Annotated in this window: 19 protein-coding genes and 1 pseudogene; 8 read left to right on the forward strand and 12 right to left on the reverse strand. The window is 70.3% G+C overall.

Annotation, left to right across the window (positions count from 1 at the left end):
- Positions 1-6 precede the first annotated feature (6 nt).
- Genes I8N67_RS17435 through I8N67_RS17455 form a run of 5 tightly spaced genes read right to left on the reverse strand, consistent with a single transcriptional unit; the run spans position 7 to position 5,636 of the window.
- A complete protein-coding gene (locus I8N67_RS17435) occupies positions 7-2,745 on the reverse strand; it encodes a KGGVGR-motif variant AAA ATPase (protein WP_200304031.1) in 2,739 nt (912 codons plus the stop codon).
- Positions 2,746-2,749: 4 nt separating this feature from the next.
- Complete coding sequence (locus I8N67_RS17440) at positions 2,750-3,166, reverse strand: hypothetical protein (protein ID WP_200304032.1); 417 nt, start codon at positions 3,164-3,166, stop codon at positions 2,750-2,752.
- Positions 3,167-3,220: 54 nt separating this feature from the next.
- Positions 3,221-4,087 carry a trehalose-phosphatase gene (otsB, locus tag I8N67_RS17445; protein WP_200304033.1) on the reverse strand — a complete coding sequence of 289 codons (867 nt, stop codon included), beginning with the start codon at positions 4,085-4,087 and terminating at the stop codon, positions 3,221-3,223.
- Between the two features lie 45 nt (positions 4,088-4,132).
- The gene (locus I8N67_RS17450; RefSeq protein WP_200304034.1) at positions 4,133-4,360 is read right to left on the reverse strand and encodes a DUF3263 domain-containing protein; all 228 of its coding nucleotides are present in this window, start codon (positions 4,358-4,360) and stop codon (positions 4,133-4,135) included.
- Between the two features lie 58 nt (positions 4,361-4,418).
- Complete coding sequence (locus I8N67_RS17455; protein ID WP_200304083.1) at positions 4,419-5,636, reverse strand: ABC transporter substrate-binding protein; 1,218 nt, start codon at positions 5,634-5,636, stop codon at positions 4,419-4,421.
- Positions 5,637-5,869: 233 nt separating this feature from the next.
- Here I8N67_RS17455 and I8N67_RS17460 point away from each other — a divergent pair, with 233 nt between their 5' ends.
- The 3 genes and pseudogenes from I8N67_RS17460 to I8N67_RS17470 all read left to right on the forward strand — a co-directional run bounded on the left by I8N67_RS17460 (position 5,870) and on the right by I8N67_RS17470 (position 9,260).
- Positions 5,870-6,841, forward strand: coding sequence for an ROK family protein (locus I8N67_RS17460; RefSeq protein WP_200304035.1), 972 nt, complete (start codon positions 5,870-5,872; stop codon positions 6,839-6,841).
- A 278-nt stretch (positions 6,842-7,119) separates the two neighbouring features.
- Positions 7,120-8,250 (forward strand): annotated as a pseudogene (gene nagA / locus I8N67_RS17465) (N-acetylglucosamine-6-phosphate deacetylase); the annotation flags it as partial.
- An 80-nt stretch (positions 8,251-8,330) separates the two neighbouring features.
- Positions 8,331-9,260, forward strand: a complete 930-nt coding sequence (locus I8N67_RS17470; protein ID WP_200304036.1) for a 1-phosphofructokinase family hexose kinase — start codon at positions 8,331-8,333, stop codon at positions 9,258-9,260.
- A 9-nt stretch (positions 9,261-9,269) separates the two neighbouring features.
- On the opposite strand, the gene I8N67_RS17475 is transcribed toward I8N67_RS17470, so the two are convergent.
- Both I8N67_RS17475 and cdgB read right to left on the reverse strand, forming a co-directional pair.
- Positions 9,270-10,250 (reverse strand): CBM35 domain-containing protein, encoded by a 981-nt coding sequence (locus I8N67_RS17475; RefSeq protein WP_200304037.1) that lies wholly within the window; start codon positions 10,248-10,250, stop codon positions 9,270-9,272.
- 198 nt (positions 10,251-10,448) lie between these two features.
- Complete coding sequence (cdgB, locus tag I8N67_RS17480) at positions 10,449-12,188, reverse strand: diguanylate cyclase CdgB (protein WP_200304038.1); 1,740 nt, start codon at positions 12,186-12,188, stop codon at positions 10,449-10,451.
- 488 nt (positions 12,189-12,676) lie between these two features.
- Between cdgB and I8N67_RS17485 the strand changes: the two genes are divergently transcribed.
- Complete coding sequence (locus I8N67_RS17485; RefSeq protein ID WP_200304039.1) at positions 12,677-13,186, forward strand: flavin reductase family protein; 510 nt, start codon at positions 12,677-12,679, stop codon at positions 13,184-13,186.
- Positions 13,187-13,261: 75 nt separating this feature from the next.
- Here I8N67_RS17485 and arfB read toward each other — a convergent pair whose 3' ends face one another.
- On the reverse strand, positions 13,262-13,690 hold the full coding sequence (gene arfB / locus I8N67_RS17490; protein WP_200304040.1) for an alternative ribosome rescue aminoacyl-tRNA hydrolase ArfB: 429 nt from the start codon (positions 13,688-13,690) through the stop codon (positions 13,262-13,264).
- A gap of 237 nt (positions 13,691-13,927) precedes the next feature.
- Between arfB and I8N67_RS17495 the strand changes: the two genes are divergently transcribed.
- Complete coding sequence (locus I8N67_RS17495) at positions 13,928-14,503, forward strand: TerD family protein (RefSeq protein ID WP_200304041.1); 576 nt, start codon at positions 13,928-13,930, stop codon at positions 14,501-14,503.
- 67 nt (positions 14,504-14,570) lie between these two features.
- Here I8N67_RS17495 and I8N67_RS17500 read toward each other — a convergent pair whose 3' ends face one another.
- From I8N67_RS17500 to I8N67_RS17510, 3 genes are read right to left on the reverse strand one after another with little or no spacing between them, the layout of a single operon-like run.
- A complete protein-coding gene (locus tag I8N67_RS17500; RefSeq protein ID WP_307835263.1) occupies positions 14,571-15,227 on the reverse strand; it encodes a hypothetical protein in 657 nt (218 codons plus the stop codon).
- A gap of 11 nt (positions 15,228-15,238) precedes the next feature.
- On the reverse strand, positions 15,239-15,415 hold the full coding sequence (locus I8N67_RS17505; RefSeq protein ID WP_200304043.1) for a DUF397 domain-containing protein: 177 nt from the start codon (positions 15,413-15,415) through the stop codon (positions 15,239-15,241).
- A gap of 11 nt (positions 15,416-15,426) precedes the next feature.
- The gene (locus tag I8N67_RS17510; RefSeq protein WP_200304085.1) at positions 15,427-16,281 is read right to left on the reverse strand and encodes a helix-turn-helix domain-containing protein; all 855 of its coding nucleotides are present in this window, start codon (positions 16,279-16,281) and stop codon (positions 15,427-15,429) included.
- A gap of 219 nt (positions 16,282-16,500) precedes the next feature.
- On the opposite strand from I8N67_RS17510, the gene I8N67_RS17515 reads away from it, so the two are divergent.
- Both I8N67_RS17515 and I8N67_RS17520 read left to right on the forward strand, forming a co-directional pair.
- Positions 16,501-16,926, forward strand: coding sequence for an ATP-binding protein (locus tag I8N67_RS17515; protein WP_200304044.1), 426 nt, complete (start codon positions 16,501-16,503; stop codon positions 16,924-16,926).
- A gap of 81 nt (positions 16,927-17,007) precedes the next feature.
- On the forward strand, positions 17,008-18,024 hold the full coding sequence (locus tag I8N67_RS17520) for a bifunctional GNAT family N-acetyltransferase/NUDIX hydrolase (protein WP_372443732.1): 1,017 nt from the start codon (positions 17,008-17,010) through the stop codon (positions 18,022-18,024).
- Between the two features lie 305 nt (positions 18,025-18,329).
- On the opposite strand, the gene I8N67_RS17525 is transcribed toward I8N67_RS17520, so the two are convergent.
- Complete coding sequence (locus I8N67_RS17525) at positions 18,330-19,808, reverse strand: M1 family metallopeptidase (RefSeq protein WP_234045859.1); 1,479 nt, start codon at positions 19,806-19,808, stop codon at positions 18,330-18,332.
- A 184-nt stretch (positions 19,809-19,992) separates the two neighbouring features.
- Here I8N67_RS17525 and I8N67_RS17530 point away from each other — a divergent pair, with 184 nt between their 5' ends.
- Positions 19,993-20,493: a hypothetical protein gene (locus I8N67_RS17530; protein ID WP_200304086.1), complete on the forward strand. Its 501-nt coding sequence runs from the start codon at positions 19,993-19,995 to the stop codon at positions 20,491-20,493.
- Positions 20,494-20,607 lie beyond the last annotated feature (114 nt).

A 20,607-nucleotide genomic window follows, 5' to 3' on the forward strand; every position in this document is an offset into this window, starting at 1 on the left:
GCGGCTTCACCGCCGTACGACGCGGGCCCGTCCCTGCGTTCTGAAGCGGAGGGCGTGCCGGTAGATCTCGGGCAGCCGGTAGCGGCCGTCCGCGTCCTTCGCCAGTGCGCCCGCTTCCTGCAGCACGGTGATGCCGTTGGCGTCGAGTCCGACGTCCTCGGCCTCGAAGGGCATGAGCACGTCGTGCGCGTACCGCCCGAGGTCATTCAGCAGATCACCGAGTTGTCTGTTCTCCTGGCTGATCTCCTTGACCTTCTCCGCACTGCACCGGGCCAGGGCGTTACGCATCGCCGACGGGACGAGCAACCGGTCGGTGCGTTCATCCCCCTCGGACAGTTCCGAGGCCTGTCGGAGGAAGCGCACGACGTCACGGGCCTGCACCTGGTCATTGAAGTCGGCCAGGGCCGCGGGAACCCAGCGGTCGGACCATGCCTCTCGCGAGCTGTCCGATCCGAGCTTCGCCCCCCAGACCGGATGCAGCGCGTGAGCGATCTCGTCGTACGGAAGTTCCGTGAGATCCCGCTCCGGCTCGGGAACGACCCCGGCGGTGACCGCTACCCAGAGGGCGAGCCGCAGCGCTTCCTGAGCGTCCCAGCGCAGGGCGTAGGGCTCGTAGCGGTCGAGGAACTGGCCGAGATTCTGCCGGATCGCCCATGCCGCCAGGTCACGGCGTACGAACACCACGAGACCGAGGGGGCGTCCGCGCACCGATCGCAGCCACTCGGGGACGTCCACGAGCAGGGCGCGCAGCGCCACCCGTTTGGCCTCGCCGTCGAGTTCCTGGAGAAAGTCCTCCAGCCCGTCGAAGACGAAGAGCAGCCGCTTTCGCCGGCCGAGTGCGAGCAACTCGGACTCGGCGTCACAATCATCGTTGCGGGCGACCTCGCTGCCCCCGGCGATCGCCATGCACCGCAGCCAGATGTATGACCAGAACTCCGGGTCCGTGCTGTTCTCACGAGACCTCAGGGACTCGTTGAGCAGCCGAAGGATCTCGGCGCGTGTCGCCCCCCGGCCGCCGGCGGCCCGGTCGCGGAGGTCCTGCGGGCCGGTGCCCCCTTCGGCTGCGGGGCTCTGGTCGAGATTGGCGGGATCGAGGACCGGTACGACGAGCGCGTCGGCCAGCACCTCCATACCCGCCTTCGCGGCGAAGGCCGGCCAACTCCCTGCGGCACACATCCGGGCGTAGGTGAAGGTCTTCCCGGCGCCCTTCGCCCCGACCACCACGGTCACGGGCAAGGAGCCGCGGTGGTCGCCGATCAGCCGACGCAGCGGCTCGGTGGACAGGAATCCCAGTGCCCCGTCCAGGCCGGTTCGCTCCGCGAAGACGAGTGCTGCCGCGCGCTCCCACAGTGCGGCTCTGCGCTCCTCGACGCCTGCGGGGCCGTTCGCTCCGACCGCGTCGATGAAGTCTCCCGGCGAGAGCTGCCGCGCCAGTTCGGCGACCCGTTCGCCCAGTCCGCAGCGGCGTACGACGTCGACGACGTCGTCCCAACTGCCCGGTAGTGCGAGCAACTCGTCACGGAACGGACTGACCAGTGTGGCTGTCATCGCCTGAGTGTCGACGACGACGTCCCGTTCCCCTTCCTCTCCCTCCCTGACGCTCAAGGCCCCGTCAAGTGCCTTGGACAGGGCCCGTCGAGCGGCCTCGGATTCGGCGTCGTGGACATCCAGGCGGTACTGCGTGACCACGGCGGTGGGGGCGGGATCCTGGCCGAGCAGCGCGGGTGCCTTGGCTCCCAGCTGCCGGATCATCCGTACCGTGCCGTCCAGGGACTGGCTGCTGAGCGTGGTGACGAACACGCGCTGCACCCGGGGGTCGAGAAGCACGGGTGCGGACAGCTCGGACGCGCCTGCCCTCAGGTCGATGATCACGGTGTCGAGTCCGGCGGCCGACGCCAGCTCTGCCAGGGACTCGGTGAGGAAGTAGCGCGATCGGTCATGCGTCAGCAGGTCGACGGGCTCGATCCGCGGCGGACCGAGCCGCGACCGGCGTGTGGCGGGAAGGATCGCCAGCCTTCCCGGGCCGGTGCCGACCACGAACTGGCCCACCAGGGAGCCGCGAACGATTTCGGCGACGGACGCCGTGTCCCCGTCGCTCGTGCCGTGCAGGAGGGCAAGCACATCTTCGTAGCTGATGTCGCTGGTACCGCCCTGCGCTTGGTGCATCCAGGTAATGCCAGGTGCCTCAAGGTCCGCGTCGATGAGCAGCACCCTGTGCCCCGACCGGGCGAGATCGTCGGCGAGCGCGACCGCGTGCACCGTGCGGCCCACGCCGCCCTTGAAGGAGTGGAAGGCGATGATCTGCACGTCCCCCGCGAGACGATCGGATTGCGGGCGGGGCAGCGTACGGGCGAGCTCGACCGTCGTCCTGCGCTCCGCGAGACGGGGCACGCGTCGGCCTGTCGACAGGTCATCGGTCTCTTCGAGCACGACGGGAATGCCCTCGGCTCCGAACCCTCTCGGCCGGTCCAGGCCGAGCACCAACTGCTCCGTGGAAGAAGTGATCGAGCCGAGGCCGAAGGCCCGGTCCAGCCACCGGCTTACGGACTCCTCGGTCGTGCCCGGGCTGACCGCGAGCACCAGTTGGTCCCACCAGGCATCGGCTTCCAGAAGCCACTCGGGCCACTGGCCGGCTGCGGCCAGCTGGGCGAGGCGCTCGTCGACGTCGACCCAGGTGAAAAGAGGGCCGGGTACGACACCGCCGCGTTCACCGCTGTCCACGTGTGCTCCCGTTTTCCCGCTCATGACATCACTCCCGGGATTCCGAGATCAGCGTCCGCAACGCTGCCAGCGACTGCTTCTCGTCCTCCGGTTCCAGGTCCGCACCGTACCTCCATGCCTCGTGCAGCGCCGGGGGCTCGACCTTCGGCAACGCACGGCCGTTGTTCCGAGGTCTCGCACAGCCTTTCAGCGCTCGCTGCGTCTGCGGCGACCAGTTCAGTTCCTTCGCCAGTACGCGCAAGTCGTGGGTACGGAATTCCTCGGGCAGCTGCGAAGTGTCACGCAGTCTCCTTCGCCGCATCACTTCCGCCTTCAGGCCGCACTCGGCGCTGTAGAAGAGCAGCAGCCCGGCAGTGGCCTCGTCCTCGCCGGCAGCCGACGCCTCCCCGCTTCGCTCCAGTCGATCCCTGCTGCGCTGCAGCTGCCTCACCCCTACATCGACCATGCGGGTGATGCTACTGCGACACATCAGCACTCTGCGTGACGGTTGAGGCCAGGATCAGGCAGGCATCCGGTCCGCCAAGCATTCCAGCAGCCGCATCAGCCCGTCCGGGCCGTCCACCACCAGGTCCGCCCGTTCCGAGAGTTCTGTGACCTCCGTGCTGCCGCTGCAGACCAGGAGGCCGGGGGTGCCTTCGGTGCGGAGTTTCTCCAGGGTGGCGAAGGCGGGGAGGTCGCCCAGGTCGTCACCGGCGTAGAGGACGGATTCGGCGTCGGTTTCGAGTAGGTAGTCGCGGAGGGCTACGCCCTTGTCCATGCCCGGGGGGCGGAGTTCCAGGACCAGGCGGCCGGGTTCGACGATGAGGCCGTGGCGGGTGGCCAGGTCGGTGAGGGGGGCGCGGAGGGCTTCGAAGGCGGTTTGGGGGTCGGCGGCCCGCCGGGTGTGGACGGCCACCGCGCGGCCCTTCTCCTCGATCCAGGTGCCCTGCCATGCTCCGATCCGGTCCAGGAAGCCGGGGAGTTCGGCGCGGGCGGCCGCGACGCCGGGGTGCGGGGCGGGGGCGTTGACCGTGCCGGTGACGGCGTCCCAGCGTTCGGCGCCGTAGTGGCCGAGGACGACGAGGCGTTCCAGGCCGGGGACCCCGGCGAAGCCGCCGTAGCGGACGGCGACACCGGCCGGGCGGCCGGTCACCACGGCCACGGAGGCGACCTTGGGGGCGAGGGCGGCGAGCGCGGCCACCGCGTCGGGGTGGGCGCGGGCCTGCTCGGGGTCGGGCACGATCGGGGCGAGGGTCCCGTCGAAGTCGAGCGCGATCACCGTACGGCCGGGGCGGGCGAGGATCGCGTCCAGCGCCTCCCGCCCGGCCTGGGTCACGGGTGTCGGCAAGGTGGCCCTGGGGTTCTCGGAATCCTGGTGGCTGCCCATACGCCGACCCTATCCACGACCGCCCGCGCGTGAAGCCCGGGCGCGTCATCTCTCCGAGCGGCGGTTCTCCCGCACCCTCCGCAGCCGGTTGACCGTGACCGGGTCGTGGGCCAGCGCGCGCTCGTCGTCCAGGAGGGCGTTGAGCAGCTGGTAGTAGCGCACCGGGGCCAGTCCGAGGCGCTCCCGTACGGCGCGCTCCTTGGCGCCGGGGCCCGGCCAGCCCTGGCGCTCCAGCGCGAGGATGGCCTGTTCGCGCGCATCGAGCTCATCCATGCGGAAACGGTAACGGACGGGTATGACAGCGAGGCGAAAGGCACGGGGCGCAGCCCGCCTACTCCGCGCGGTCCGCCACCATCGCCGTCTGCTGCAACTGCTCCAGCACAACCCGCGGCTTCGCGCCGGGGCGCACCGCGCGGCCGATCTGTTCCTTGACCGCGCTGACGTCCGCCCAGGACGTCTTGCCGACGGGGGGCAGCTCGGCGGTGGGAAGCTCGTCGAGGAACGGCGTGAGGTCGGTGTCGTCCTGGTCGGCGGTCATGGCGTCGGACGCGGAGGAGGTCACCGGCAGGAGGTCGTACTCGCGGGAGAAGGAGAGGACGTTCTCGTCGCTGTAGACGAAGTCGAGGAAGTCGCCGATCTCGTCGCGGTGGCCGTTCTGCTTGAAGGCCATCATCCAGTCGGCGACACCCATGGTGGCGTGGTCCCGGCCGTCGATGCCCGGCATGGCGGCCGTCCCGTACTCGACGCCCGGGTCGGCGGCCATGCGCATCAGGCTGGGGTGGCCGTTGAGCATGCCGACGTCGCCGCGCGCGAAGGCGGTGAAGGCGTCGGCGCGGTTGAGGTCGGCGGGGGCGGTGGGGCCGGTGAGGCCCTTGTCGACGAGTTCGTTCTTGAGCCAGGTGAAGGTCCTGACGTTGTCGTCGGAGTCGATCCGGTAGGTGCCGACGTCGTCCGCGTAGCCGGACCCGCCGCTGAGCAGCCACTGCATGGTCTCGGCCTGCGCCTCCTCGGGCCCGAGCGGCAGCGCGTACGGGGTCTCGACACCGGCCTTGTCCAGGGCCCCGGCGGCGTCGGCCAGCTCGTTCCAGGTGCGCGGCGCGCTGTCGACGCCCGCCTCGGCGAAGAGCTTCTTGTTGGAGAAGAGGACACGTGTGGACGCGGCGAACGGCATCCCGTACGCGGTCCGGCGGACCTTTCCGGCGCCGGCGAGCGGGGAGAGGAAGTTGGCCTGGACGGGTATGGAGAGCAGGTCGTCGACCTCGTAGAGCCTGTCGGCCGAGGCGTAGTCGGCGTACGTGCCGATCTGCGCCAGGTCGGGCGCCTCACCGGCGGCGACCATTTCCTTGACCTCGCGGTCGACGTCGTTCCAGGTCCTGACGCTGACGTCGACGTCGACGCCCGGGGTCTTCTTCTCGTACGCCTTGACGAGCGCGTCCCAGTTATTTCTTCGAGTGTTCTTCTTCGAGTCGCCGTAGTCCGCGGCGACCAGCTTGAGGGTGACGCCCGGCCCCTTTGTCTCCGAGGCGCCGCAACCCGCTAGCGTCGCCATCAGTCCCAGCACGGTCGCCACCGCGATCCGGTTGTTCCTGACGCCGGTCTTCGTCCGCTGCTGCCGCTGTCGCACTCGTACTGTCCCAAACCTGTCGCACGGGCCCCGCCCGCAACAGCCTGGTTCACCCGCTCGGCGTCAGGCCCGTCAATCTTGAACTTCTCGAATATCTCCATAAGGTCTACACCACCCGCCCCATAAGGTCTATACCACGTAAGTGGACTAGACCTCTCATGGGTCGACGGGTCACACTGTCACCCGTGAGACATGTCATCGCCCTCGATGTGGGCGGCACCGGGATGAAGGCCGCGCTGGTCGGGGCGGACGGCGCGCTGCTGCACCAGGCCCGCCTGGCCACCGGGCGCGACCGCGGGCCGGACGCCGTGGTCGCGTCCGTCCTCGACTTCGCCGCCGAGCTGCGCGCCCACGGCGAGCGGCACTTCGGCGAGCCCGCGGCCGCCGCCGGGGTCGCCGTGCCCGGCATCGTCGACTCCGACCGGGGTATCGCCGTCTACGCGGCCAACCTCGGCTGGCGCGACGTCCCGCTGCGCGCGCTGCTCGCCGAACGCCTCGGCGGTGTCCCGGTCGCCCTCGGCCACGATGTGCGCACCGGCGGGCTCGCCGAGGGGCGCGTAGGCGCGGGCCGGGGCACGGACCGCTACTTCTTCGTGGCGCTCGGCACCGGGATCGCCGGCGCGATCGGCGTCGAGGGCCGGGTGGAGGCGGGCGCCCATGGCTTCGCGGGCGAGATCGGCCACATCGTCGTACGACCCGGGGGCATCCCGTGCCCCTGCGGCCAGCACGGCTGTCTGGAGCGGTTCGCCTCCGCGGCGGCCGTCAGCCAGGCCTGGGCGGAGGCCTCCGGCGACCCCGGGGCCGACGCGGCGGACTGCGCCAAGGCCGTCGACTCGGGCGACCCGCGCGCGGCCGCCGTCTGGCAGCACGCCGTCGACGCCCTCGCCGACGGCCTCGTCACCGCCCTCACCCTGCTGGACCCCCGCACCCTCATCATCGGCGGCGGCCTCGCCGAAGCCGGCGCAACCCTGTTCACCCCCCTGCGCACCGCCGTCCAGCGCCGCGTCACCTTCCAGAAAGTGCCGGCCATCGTCCCCGCCACGCTCGGCGACACCGCCGGCTGCCGCGGCGCCGGCCTCATGGCCTGGGATCTCCTCACCCCCACGGACCCCCCGGAGGTAACCCCCTGATGCCCCCCACCCTCCCCAACACGGGGTCCAACACCACACCATCCGGAACCGCGCCTCCAGCCGCCGGTCCCGGCAGCGCCCCGTCAGGGGCCGCGCTACCTGCCGCCGGTCCCGACAGCACCCCGTCAGGCGCCACGCCCCCTACCACCGGCTCAACCAGCACCCCCTCAAAGGCCGCGCCTCCTACCACCGGTTCCGACAGCGCCCCGTCAGGGGCGCGGGGAACTGCGCGACCAGCCCCCACGCACCCGCAGTCGCCACGCAAAGCACCCCCCTACGTCCTCTCGGGCGCCAACGTCGTCCTCCCCACCGGCATCATCAAAAACGGCCGAGTGATCATCGACGGCACCCGAATCGCCGGAAGCGCCCCGGAGAACGCCCAGCTCATCGACGTACGCGGCCTCTGGGCGGTCCCCGGATTCGTAGACCTCCACAACCACGGCGGAGGCGGAGCCTCCTTCACCTCGGGCACCGTCGACGACGTACTGAAGGGCATCCACACCCACCGCCTCCACGGCACCACCACCCTCGTCGCCTCCACGGTCACCGGCGACATGGACGGCCTCGTCCACCGCGCCGGCCTCCTCTCCGAACTCGCCGAGCAGGGCGATATCGCCGGCATCCACTTCGAGGGCCCGTTCATCTCCCCCTGCCGCAAGGGCGCGCACTCCGAGGAACTCCTCCGCGACCCCGATCCGGCGGATGTCCGCAAACTGATCGACGCGGCGCGCGGCCGGGCCGCGATGGTCACCCTCGCCACCGAACTCCCCGGCGGCCTGGACTCCGTACGGCTCCTCGCCGAGCACGGCGTCATCGCGGCGATCGGCCACACGGACGCGACGTACGAGCAGACCGTGCGGGCCATCGACGCGGGCGCGACCGTGGCGACCCACCTGTTCAACGCGATGCCCCCGCTCGGCCACCGCGAGCCCGGCCCGATCGCGGCGCTCCTGGAGGACGAGCGGATCACGGTCGAGCTGATCAACGACGGCACGCATCTGCACCCGGCCTCCCTCCAACTGGCGTTCCGGCACGCGGGCGCCGACCGGGTCGCGTTCATCACCGACGCCATGGACGCGGCCGGCTTCGGCGACGGGCTCTACACGCTCGGCCCGCTGGCGGTCGAGGTCGTGGACGGTGTGGCCCGCCTGGTGGAGGGCGGCTCCATCGCGGGCTCGACCCTCACCCAGGACCGCGCCCTCAAGCGCGCCGTCACCCTCGACCGCATCCCGGTCGAGGACGCCGTCGCCGCCCTCTGCGCCAACCCGGCGAAACTCCTGGGCCTCTACGACCGGGTGGGCTCCCTCGAACCGGGCAAGGACGCCGACCTCGTACTCCTCGACGCGGAGTTCGCCCTCAAGGGCGTGCTGCGAAAGGGCGAGTGGGTGGTGGACCCCTTCCGCGACTGATCCCCAACTGGGTTACCCCGCCGCCCATTTGGCATGATCGAGCCTCCGCGACCGCGTCCACACCGAGGGGGCAGGCCCAGGTGATCCTCACGGTCACGCTGAACACCGCTCTCGACATCACCTATCGCGTACGGAACCTGCGGCCGCACGGCACGCACCGGGTGACCGAGGTGACCGAACGGCCCGGCGGGAAGGGCCTGAACGTGGCCCGGGTGCTCGCGGCGCTCGGCCACGAGGTGACGGCCACCGGCTTCGTCGGCGGCGCGACCGGCCGGGCGGTCCAGGACCAGCTGACGCGCACCCCGGGTGTCGTGGACGCGCTGCTGCCGGTGGAGGGTGCGACCCGCCGGACGATCGCCGTGGCCGACACCGCGTCAGGTGACACGACTCAGCTCAACGAACCCGGCCCGCTCATCGCCTCCGCCGAGTGGTCCGCCTTCCAGGAGGCGTACGCCGATCTGCTGCGCTCCGCCTCGGCGGTGGCCCTGTGCGGCAGCCTGCCGCCGGGGCTGCCGGTGGGCGCGTACGCGGGCCTGATCCGTACGGCCCGCACGCTGGGCGTGCCCGTGCTGCTGGACACCAGCGGTGAACCGTTGCGTCGCGGGGTGGCGGCCCGACCGGACCTGGTGAAGCCGAACGCCGACGAACTGGCCGAGCTGACCGGCTCCCACGAGCCGTCCCGGGCCTCCCGTGACGCCCGCCGCCGCGGCGCCCAGGCGGTCGTCGCCTCCCTCGGCCCCGACGGCCTCCTCGCCCACACCCCCGAAGGCCACTGGCGCGCCACCCCGCCCCGCCGCTTCCGCGGCAACCCGACCGGCGCCGGCGACTCGGCGGTCGCGGGCCTCATCTCGGGCCTCATCGACCGCCTCCCCTGGCCGGACCGCCTGGCCCGCGCCGTCGCCCTGTCGGCGGCGACCGTACTGACGCCGGTGGCGGGGGAGTTCGACCGCGAGGTCTACGAGGACTTGGTGGGGCGGGTGGTGGTGACGGGGGAGGTCACGGCGGCCTGAGGGCCCGCCTCAGCTCTTCCAGCCCTTTTCCAGGTACAGCTGGTCGAAGTTGACGTCGCAGGAATTGCCCTGCTCGCAGGAGATCTTGATCTCGTTGGTGCCCTTGTTCAGCTGGATGGACGCGTAGGTGTTCGTCCAGCCCTTCTCATAGTCGCCCTCAGGGGCCTTCGCGAAGTTGGAGAGGTTGAGGGCGCGGCCCTGGGCCGTGCCGTTGACCGTGAGAGTGGCGTTGGCGTTCTTGCCCGGGACGCCGTAGAGGACGAACAGCGTGTACTTGCCGCTCGCCGGGACGTCCTCCGCCTTCCAGGTGATGGAGGAGCCGGCCGAGTTGAAGTTGGTGACGTAGAACCCGCCGTCGGACTTCGCGCCGGAGATGTCGGTGGCGAGGGCGGCGGTGCCGCCGAGGAGGAGGGTCTTGGCCTCGGCCTTCGGCAGCTCGGCGCTCTCCGCGTCGGCGGACTTGCTGGCCGACGGGCTGGGCTCGGTGCTCTCCTGGTTGCTCGGGGCGGCGGAGGTACCGGTGTCGGCGCCGGCGGTGTCATCGGAGTCGTCGCCGCCGAGCATGGCGATGCCGATGCCGATCACGACGGCCGCCACGACGGCGATCGCGCCGATGAGCAGGCCCTTGGTGTTGGGTCCGCGCCCACGCCCGCCGCCCCCGCCGTGGCTCTGCTGGCGGGTCGTCTGGGGGCCGCCGGGAAAGGACTCCGGGGCCTGGTAGTGCGTGTTCGGCTGACCGGGGCCGGCCGGCTGCTGGCCGTACGACTGCTGCGGCGGGACCTGCCCGTACTGCGCGGTGGGCGCCTGCGGAGCCTGCTGGGTCTGCTGTCCGTACTGGCGTTCGCCGACCGGTCGCGTCCGGTTGACCGCGTTCGGGTAGCCGTAGCTCGCCGTGGGCGGCTGCGCTCCTCGGGCCTGACCGTCGGCGTAGAGATAGCCGAACACGTCGTCGTCCTCGGGCGTGCTCGCGCCGTTGTTGCCGGGCGTCATCCCTAGGTCTCCTCAGGTGCGGTACGTGCGGGTACGGGCAGCGGGTGTCGCATGGGGGTTTGGAAGAACGAGCCTACCCGCTCGTGCTGGTCCAAACGGGTGACTCAGGCCTCATCGATCCGCCGATGCACCGCTCACCAGGATCTTTCCAGCCCCTGTACAGCCCTGTCCTGCGCTATCGCGGTTGTGGCCCGGATCTCATCCGGCCCGGCGGTGCTGTCTGGGACGAGATCGTTTCTCGACGTACATCCGCTCGTCAGCTGATTTCAATACCTCGTCCGCCGTCATTCCGCAGTGCGCCCATCCGATGCCGAAACTGGCACCGACGCGCATCGCGCGACCGTCCAGCCGGATCGGCTGGATGATCTCGTTGCGCAGGCGAACGGCGAGGTCCTGGGCGTCCGCGCGGCCGAGCCCGTCGGCGAGGACGACGAACTCGTCACCGCCGAGCCGCGCGACGGTGTCGCCGTCGCGCACGGCCCCGCCGAGCCGCCGGGCCACCTCGATGAGGACGGCGTCCCCCGCGTTGTGCCCGAACCGGTCGTTGATCGACTTGAACCCGTCGAGGTCGCAGAAGAGCACCGCGAGCCCCTTGGTGCCGTCGTCCCGCTCGTCCTCGGGCGCGACGGCGTGCACATGGTGGTCGAAGGCGTCGTACGGTCCGCCGGCCGCGTGGAAGTCGAAGGCGTGGCCGCCGGCCTCGTACTCGTCGAAGGACGGATGCGGCGGCCCCTGGCGCTCCGGGAGCGCCGCGTGCTGGGCGGCGCCGAACTCCCTGAAGTCCCCCTGCTCCCCGAAGGCCGCGTTCATCGAGTCGGGGGCCGCGCCGGCCAGGAGGGCCTGGGGGCGCTGGCAGATGCGGGCGGAGAGGCGCGAGCGCAGCTCGGCGGAGTTCGGCAGGCCGGTGAGGGCGTCGTGCGAGGCGCGGTGCGCGAGCTGGAGCTCGCGGCGCTTGCGATCCTCGATGTCCTCGACGTGGGTGAGCAGGAAGCGGGGCCCGTCGGCGGCGTCGGCCACCACGGAGTTCCGCAGACTGACCCAGAGGTACGTCCCGTCGCGGCGCCCGAGCCGCAGCTCGGCGCGCCCGCCCTCGGCGGAGGTCCGCAGGAGGGTGCCTATGTCCTCGGGGTGGACGAGGTCGGAGAACGAGTAGCGCCGCATGGCGGAGGCGGGCCGTCCGAGCAGCCGGCACAGCGCGTCGTTGGTCCGCAGGATCCGGCCGTGCTGATCGCCGCCCATCTCGGCGATGGCCATGCCGGAGGGGGCGTACTCGAAGGCCTGGCGGAAGGATTCCTCGCTGGCCCGCAGCGCCTGCTGCTCTCTTTCGAGCCTGACCAGTGCACGCTGCATGTTGGCGCGCAGGCGTGCGTTACTGATCGCGATGGCGGCCTGAAAGGCGTACATCTGGAGCGCTTCGCGTCCCCATGCGCCCGGTCGGCGACCGTTTCTGGGCCGGTCCACGGAGACGACCCCGAGCAGCTCACCGCAGGCGGCGCCGGCCGCCCCCGGGGTGTACATCGGCGCGAACAGCCGGTCGGAGGGGTGCCACTCGTCCTCGAAGCGGGGCTCGGGACCGTCGGTGTACCACTGCGGTACGTCGTCCTCGTCGAGGACCCAGCCCTCGGTGTGCGGTATGAACCGCAGGTCACCCCAGGACTCGCCCATGCTCAGCCGGCGGTCCCAGGAGGCGCGCGAGCCGACGCGGCCGGTGATCAGGGCTTCGGCGGCGGAGTTCCCGGCGAGGGCGGCGACGACCAGGTCGCCGTCGGGGCGGACGAGGTTGACGCAGGCCAGCTCGTACCCGAGGCCGTTGACCACACCGTCGGCGACGGTCTGCAGTGTGTCGGCCAGGCTGCGCGCGGTGTTCATGTCCGCCATCACCTGGTGCAGCTGCCGCAGCGTCGTCAGACGGACGTAAGGCTCCGACTCGGTTTCCATTCGCCCTCCCCCCGAGATCTCGTGGCAGCTCCAGGCTCCAGGTCGTCGGTAAGCTGCTTAACTCGCGGGCTTACTCCGCTTACAGTTCCCGCTTACAGCTTGCAGCGTCCCCGCCACTGAATCACAGCGTGAAGCCCACTCGGTACGCAGGGTCAACAAAATGTGGCTCCTGTGACTCAAGTCACAGCGGAAGATGAGCAATTGAGTGGAGTTTATGCGTTTCCCTCGTGCGCTTATTGAACGGAATTCAGAACTCTGTGTAGGCACTGTGAGCGGGGCTCCGGACGGTGTCCTAGGTCGCAGGTCGGGGTAGGGGTCCGGCCCCCGGACCGATGTGGCCGGCGGCCCCCGGGGACTAGCGTTCGACCGTGCCCAGGACTCCTCCCGCCCCTCTGGCCGTGGTCCCTCCGTCCGTGGTCCCGCTCGCAAATTCGTCGGCGTCGATACCTGCCGTCCCCGGAGCGTCCGACGGCAGGCATGCTGAGGGGGTGAGTGAAGACGAGTTCCGGGCCGCGATGTCCCGGCTGACGGCTGGTGTGGTTCTGGTCACCGCGCACGAGGCGGCGCTGGATCCCGACGGGCCGCGCGGCGAGGACGTGGGCATGACGGCGACCTCGTTCATGTCCGTGTCGCTGGACCCGCCCCTGGTGATGGTCGGCCTCCGCGAGGGCTCCCGGATGGACGACCTCCTCGCCGAACAGCCCCTGTGGGCCGTCTCCCTCCTCTCCGAACACCAGCGGATCATCGCCGGCCGCTTCGCCATGAAGGGCCGCGTCAGCGACCGGCTCCTGTTCGAGGACATCCGCTACGACCGCGGCGAGGTCACCGGCGCACCACTCATCGGCGGCGCCCTGGCCACCCTCGAATGCCGCACCGAGCAACGCGTGACCGCCGGGGACCACACCCTCGTCATCGGCCGCGTCCTGAACGCGACGGCGCCGGGCGTGGACGGCGGCCCGCTGGCCTACTTCCGGGGCCGGTACCGGCAGTTGGGCTGAGAAAGGTTCGTACGGGCGGCGCGGGCGGGCTGCTCAGGGGCCGGACCTCAGGGGCTGGAGCTCAAGGGCTGGAGCTCAGCCCCAGTCGCGCCCCGTCCGCCCCCGCTTGGTGTCGGACCGCTGCTTCTTCTCCCGCAGCCGCCGTTCGTTGATGCCCCTCGGGATACGGGTCGCCCGGCGCGGCTTGGGCGGCGGCGCGGTGGCCTCCGCGAGGAGCGCGGCGAGGCGTACGGCGGCGGTCTCGCGGTTGCGCCACTGGGAACGGTGCTCGGAGGACCGGACGCTGATGACGCCGTCGACGAGCCGTCCGGCGAGCCGCTCCAGCGCCCGCGCCTTCCATACCTCGGGCAGGGCCTCGGTCTTCGCGAGGTCGAACTTCAGCTCGACCTGCGAGTCACTGGTGTTGACGTGCTGTCCGCCGGGGCCGGAGGAACGCGAGAAACGCCAGATGAGCTCGGCCTCGGGAAGCGACACGGAGCCACGGATGACGTGAGGACCGGACATGCCCCCATGGTCGCGCGAATGTCCGGTCCACGTCACGTCCTTTTCACCGCGCCGGACCACGATCGGGGTCCGGCGGGTAAAGAAAGTAAAAACCGCTGGAACCTCTGGTGCCCCTCTCTACGTTCATAGGGGTGCAGGTAGCTTCGTCCCCGTCACGAAGCACGCAGGACACGCAGGACACGCAGGACAGACAGCACAACACAGGGCACGTACATAACGAGGGAAGGACTCCCAACCATGGCTGTAAGCCTGTCCAAGGGTGGCAACGTCTCGCTCACCAAGGAGGCTCCGGGCCTGACCGCCGTCACCGTGGGCCTCGGCTGGGACGTCCGCACCACCACGGGCACCGACTTCGACCTGGACGCCTCGGCCATCGCGGTCAACCCCCAGGGCAAGGTCTACTCGGACGGACACTTCGTCTTCTTCAACAACAAGGAGACCCCCGACAAGACCATCGTCCACACGGGCGACAACCGCACGGGTGAAGGCGCGGGCGACGACGAGGCCATCAAGGTCAACCTCGCGGCCCTCCCGGCCGACATCGACAAGATCGTCTTCCCGGTCTCGATCTACGACGCGGAGAACCGCTCGCAGAACTTCGGCCAGGTCCGCAACGCCTACATCCGCATCCTCAACGAGGCCGGCGGCGCCGAGATCGCCCGCTACGACCTCTCCGAGGACGCCGCCACCGAAACCGCCATGGTCTTCGGCGAGCTCTACCGCAACGGCGCCGAGTGGAAGTTCCGCGCCGTAGGCCAGGGCTACGCATCGGGCCTGGTCGGCATCGCCCAGGACTTCGGCGTCAGCGTCTGACGACACCTCGGCTTCGAGCGGGCCCCCGGCGTCTCTTCGCCGGGGGCCCGCTCGACTCCCGCCCCTGTCAGCGCACCCGCCAGGCCCCCGCGTACTGGATGTGCAGGTTGCCGGGTACGTTCCGCCGGTGCTGGGGGCGGGACCAGGGGCCCGGGGCCAGTTCGACGCAGAAGTGGGTGGCGTTCGGGTGGCGGTGCAGGTGGGACGGTGCCTCGTCGGTGAGGGCGCGTAGGGCGGTGCCCTGTTCGCGGAACGCGGTGGGGCTGCCGGTGACGAAGAGCGTGTGGGCCGCGATGGTGAAGCCGAGGTGGTCGCGGTACGTCGGGTGGTGCCACCGCTCGTAGTCGATCGCCGTCTCATCCGGGAAGTCGTCGTCCGGGGTGGCCGTCGTGTGCGGTCTGCCCACGCCGAGCCGGGCACGTACGTCTTTCCACGACGCGGTCGGGAACTGCGGGCTGTGGTGGACCAGTACGAGGTCCAGCGCGACCGGTTCGCCGTCGCTCGCGATGCCGTCGGGGGCCGGGTTGGCCCGCATCGGCAGGTAGACCAGCGACCGTGCGGACCGGGCGGCCAACGCCCACAGGGCGACGAGTTGCTCGGCGCCGGCCCGGTCGGCGTACATCGACAGCCAGCGGCGGTCATCACGCAACGCCAGCCGGGTAGGCGCCGCCGACCGGATCACCCTGACCTCCTCGCCGCCCAGCCGCACCTTGTGCACGCGCACGCGCTGTTCCACTACGACTCGGACCTGAGGTGATGTATCAGCGCGAGCAGGCCTTCGGGGACCGGGGTGAGTACGTCGGCGGGGGTGTCGCTCTCGCGTATGAGTATTCGGCCTTGGTGGTGGGCGAGTTCAATGCAGTTCGCACCCTCCACTCCGGAGAAGGACGACTTCTGCCACTGCTCGGACAATCCGTTGCCTCTCAGATCTCTCGCACGATCCGCTGGATGAGCTTCCGGGATTCCGCTTCGCTCAGGGATGCGCCCTCGGCGACATCGAGCAACTGCCGGTACCTGTTCAGCTCGGCCTCGGCTCCCACCACGTAGCTGCCCGCAGGGCTGTCCAAGTGGACCGTGTCGAGCTGCGGCACGACTCCCCCGGCGTACATCGGAGCGTTCGTCGCCTCGATGTAGTCCTCGCAGCTGAACGGGATGACCCGAACCGTGACCGATGGCCGCGCCGAGGTTTCCAGCAGGTGTTCGAGCTGTCCCTTCGCGACCTCGCGTCCTCCGAAGCGCATGCGCAGCGCCGCTTCATGAACGATGGCCCGGAGCGAGGGCGGCTCGGCCTGCTCAAGGAGGCTCTGGCGCCGCAGCCGGAATTCCACTCGCCTGTCGACCACATCGACGGGGAGTACGGGGCGGTAACTACCGTGGATCGCCCGAATGTAGTCCTCGGTCTGCAAGATGCCCGGCACATTCACCACCTGGACGCTGCGCAGGTAGGCGGCATGGTGCTCCAACTCCGCGATGTCCAGGAAATCCGGGCCGAGCACGCCTCGGTACTCGTCCCACCAGCCCTGCCCCCGCGACTCTCGGGCGATGGCACACAGTGCGTCAACCAGTGGCCCGTCATCGCACGCGTAAAAAACAGCCAGCCGACGGATTCGCTCCTCACTGACGCCGATGCGGCCCGACTCGATGTGGCTCATCTTCGCCTGGTCGGTGGAGAGCAGGCCGGCAGTCTCACGGGCCGTCTTACCTGCCCGTTCCCTCAACTTCCGGAGCTCAGCCCCCAGTCGGACCTGGCGCGCGGTCGGGTTGTCCCTCAGTGGCATCGTCACTTTTCCTTTCGGCGTCCGAGTCTGCCGCCCCGCCAAAGGGCCGTCCACTCACTTGGGTGAACCATCCGGGACAACCTTGCCCATGGGCAAGGTTGTCCCTAACTTCGACTCCAGGCATCACACCAGTAAGACCGCAGAGCAGCCAAACCAATTGGCTTGGCCGAGCCAGGGCGGTGTGTGCCCATCACCCACACCAACGAGGGAGGCCACCGCATGGACCCCGCCCCCACCCATCCCGTCAAACACCCCCCGCAGATCTACCGCCTCCGCACCCCCAACTCCCCCACCAGCCCCAAGATCTGCCGAGACGTCGTCGCCCTCCTCCTCCAGACCACCGGGCATGGTGAACTCGTCGACACCGCACGCCTGTTGGTGTCGGAGCTGGTGACCAACGTCGGCCTGCACACCACCTCCCTCGATGTGCGGCTCGAAGCGGTCGTGCGGCATGACCGCGTACGGGTGTCGGTGTACGACGACGAGCTCAGGGCGGCGCCTGCCGCCCGGCCGAGTCCCCTGGATGCCGAGGCGGAGCACGGTCGAGGCCTGCTGTTGCTCTCCGAACTCGCCCAGGAGTGGGGCGTCGGCCGGGGCAACGAGCCGCTGGCCCTCGGCAAGCAGGTCTGGTTCGAGTTGCGGTGAGTGGCACTTTGGTTCCAATACGCCAATCACCGCAACGCACCCGCCGCTCCACCCCGAAGCCCTCGATAGCGTGCGGACATGCTGCTGCTCGAAACCCTCCGCACGTCCGAGGACGGGACCATCCCCGGCCGCCTCCTCGCCGAGCTCACCGCCCTGCACGCCTCCAACCGCGACTTCTACTCCCTCAGCGGCGACTTCCCGGACGCGGACGACATCCGCCCCGAACAGGTCGGCGCGGCAATGGCCGTGGAGCTGGCCAACCCGGACGTGGAGGTCCTGCTCGCGCGCGAGGACAGCCGCAGCGGCGGTCCCCTCCTCGGGGTCGTCATCACCCTCGCGCGGCATCCCGATCCGGCCGACCCCGACCCCTGGATCGGGTTGCTGCTGGTGGCCGCGGGGGCGCACCGGCAGGGGTACGGGAGGGAGTTGGCGGGGCTGGTCGAAGAGCGGTTCCGTCGGGCGGGGCGCGGCGCCGTACGGCTGGCGGCGCTCGACAACAACCCCGGCGCCCTCGCCTTCTGGACGTCCCTCGGCTACGAGGTCATCGCGCGTCGCGGGGATCGCCAACTGGGCCGCCCCTGCGCCGTGATGCGGAAGCCGCTACGGACTCCACGCCGGGCCGCGCGGGTCGCCGTACTCGATCCGGAGGGTGCCGTCTTCCTCTTCCAGTACGACAACGACGAGGTGGGCCGGCACTGGGCCCTGCCGGGCGGAGGCCTGGAGGCGGGCGAGACCCCGCGCGAGGGCGCCCTGCGGGAGTTGCGCGAGGAGACGGGGTGGACGGACCTGGAGCCGGGCCCGTTGCTGTGCACCTGGGAACACGACTTCACGCGCTCGGACATTCCCATCCGCCAGCACGAGCACATCTACGTGGCCCGGGGCCCTCGCCGCGAACCGGTCGGCGGCCTCCTCGCCGCCGCGCGTGCCGAGGAGGGCATCCTGTCCTGGCGCTGGTGGACCCCCGCGGAACTGGCCGCTCCGGCGGAGCCCGTATGGCCACCGGAACTGTCGGGACTGCTGGCGGAATTCGAGTCGGCCGCCGAGGGCGAGAACCCTCGGACCCCTCCGCCCGACATCACCGAAACCCGGCGAGCCTGACGACCGCCTCCTGCAACCGTTCCTCCGGCGCGAGCAGGCTCACCCGTACGTAGCCCTCGCCGTGCTCCCCGAACCGACTCCACGTCCCGGCGGCGTTCGTAGGTCTTCGAGAGGGGGATGAACTCGACGCCCACCTCCTTCGCCCCGTCGGCCCGGAGGAAGGAGACCGGGGCCTCGCCGTCGAAACTCAGGGCTCCGCAGGCGAAGTCGGACGCCACGATCACCTCGCTTTGCCCAGGCCGTCGGCCCACTCGCCGGTGACCGAACGATCGCTGGTGAACCGCTTTTGCGCCACGCCGCCCAAATCAGGCCACAGACGGTTTCCCGTCCCCGTACAGCCAGTCCTCCCAGACCGGGGCCAGATCCGCATCCGGAGCCGCATCCAGATCCGCCTCCGGAGCCGTCTCCGGAGCCGTCTTCCCCCCACTCCCCTCCGCGTACTTCTCCACGTACGCGATGAAGTCGGCCGTGTCCGCGTTGCCGTGGCGGTGGGTGGTCGCCCAGCCCTGGAGGAGGCCGAAGAAGGCGTCGTCGCCGATCACTTCACGGATCTTGTGCAGGACCATGGCGCCCCGCTCGTACACCGGACTGTCGGAGATACGCGCGGCGCTCGGCGGCTTCGCGGGCGGGAAGGCCCAGACGGCCTCGTTCGCTGCGGCGTCGTCGAAGTAGTCGCCCTCGTACAACGCGTCGAAGATCTCCTGGGCGCTGTCACCGCCGTGATCCTCCTGCCACAGCCACTCGGCGTACGTGGCAAAGCCCTCGTTGAGCCACATGTCGCGCCAGGACTCGGGGGTGACGGAGTCGCCGTACCACTGGTGGGCGAGTTCGTGGACGAGCAGCGAGATGTCGGGGGCGCCGGGAAAGACGGGGCGGCTCTGGGTCTCCAGGGCGTACGCGGCGTCCTCCGGGTTCTCGACGATCGCGCCGGTGGAGGAGAAGGGGTACGGGCCGAAGTTCGCCTCCGCCCACTCCACGACCTCCGGGATACGGGCGAGGACCCGGCGACTGTCGTCGGCCTGCGCGGGATCGACGGCGACGTACACCGGCAGGTCACCCCGGCCCGCCCCTCCACTCACCGTGGAGCGCCGGATCTCGTACGTACCGATCGCGATCGTGGCCACATAGCCGGCCATCGGTTCGGCGGTCTGCCAGGAGTAGGCCGTACGGCCGTTCTTGGTGGCCTGGCCCGTCAACTCCCCGTTGGAGACCGCCTGCAGACCCTCGGGGACGGTGACCGTGATGTCGTACGTCGCCTTGTCGGAGGGGTGATGGTTGCCGGGGAACCAGGCCATCGAGCCCGTCGGTTCACCGAGCGCGAGCACGCCGTCGGCGGTGGGCAGCCAGCCCTCCTCGGAGCCGTCCGGGTCGGTGATCGTCTCCGGACCGCCCGAGTAGCGCACGGTCGTACGGAACGTCTCCCCCTCGCCGACCCCACGCTCAGGTGTGACGGTCAACTCCTGCCCCGACCGCTTCCACCGCGCCGCCACGCCCTCCACTGTGACCGCCTCGACGTCCATCCCCTTCAGATCGAGGTTGAACGCACTCAGATCCCGCGTCGCCCGCGCGGTCGCCACGGCGGTGCCACGCAGGCGGCGGCCGTCCTCCTCATTACCGGCCTCGTACGCGAGGCTCAGGGCGTAGTGCCCGACGTCGTAACCACCGTTGCCCATCTTCGGGAAGTACGGATCCTTGAGACCGGCGGCACCCGGTGCGCCGTGGACTCCCCGACCGTCACCCCCGGTGCAGGCGGTGAGGGTGAGGGGCAGGGCCAAGGCGAGCAGGGCGGCGGGGAAGGCAAGCCGTACGGCCCTGGAGGTAGGCCTGGTATGCCTGGAGACGAGCCTGGAGACGGGTCTGAAGATGACTCTGAACACAGCGAAGATCATCAACCCCCTTCCCGCCACGGCCAGAGTGCCCGGCACTGGGGCGTACGACACTCACGACACGCATGACACCATCGCCTACGTGCTCGACATCGGCTACGCCCTCTCCAACCGCTTCCCGGACCCGCCCCAGACCGACTACCGCCGTGCGGACGTCTACGCGCTGCGGCACGACCTGTTCTGCGGTGACGTCTACCTCGCCGACACCAAGGCGGACCGGGAACTGTCCACAGCGTGGGGATGGGTGCCGGTGCTGGACTTCGCGTGGGCGCTGTGCGACATCGTGGAGCAACTGGACCGGGACCCGGCGGGCTCCCGCGCCTCCCGTCCCCAGTACGCGGAACTCGACTTCACCGAGTCCACCGACCGCATGCTCTTCGAGCGCCGCTTCGGCTGGGTGGACGTCGAGGCCGACTGGATGCGAGCCGAAGAGCCCCCCTTGACCTTCTCCCACGCCGCCCTACGCCGCGAGGCCCGCGACTTCCTCCACGACGTCATCGCCGACCTCTGCGACCTACACGACGAACTAGAGGAAAACCCAGCGATCTGGACCCTCCAGGCCCGCTTTCCCCGGCTGCCGTAGCCGGGTGAGTGGGGGTTGCTCGCGCCCCTAAAGGCGAAAAGCACGGGGCGCAGCCCCTGCTTTTCAGGGGCGCGGGGAACTGCGCGACAAGCCCCCCACCGAACCCGCAGCCGA

This window comes from Streptomyces adelaidensis (genome assembly GCF_016598475.1).
Classification (GTDB): Bacteria; Actinomycetota; Actinomycetes; order Streptomycetales; family Streptomycetaceae; genus Streptomyces; species Streptomyces adelaidensis.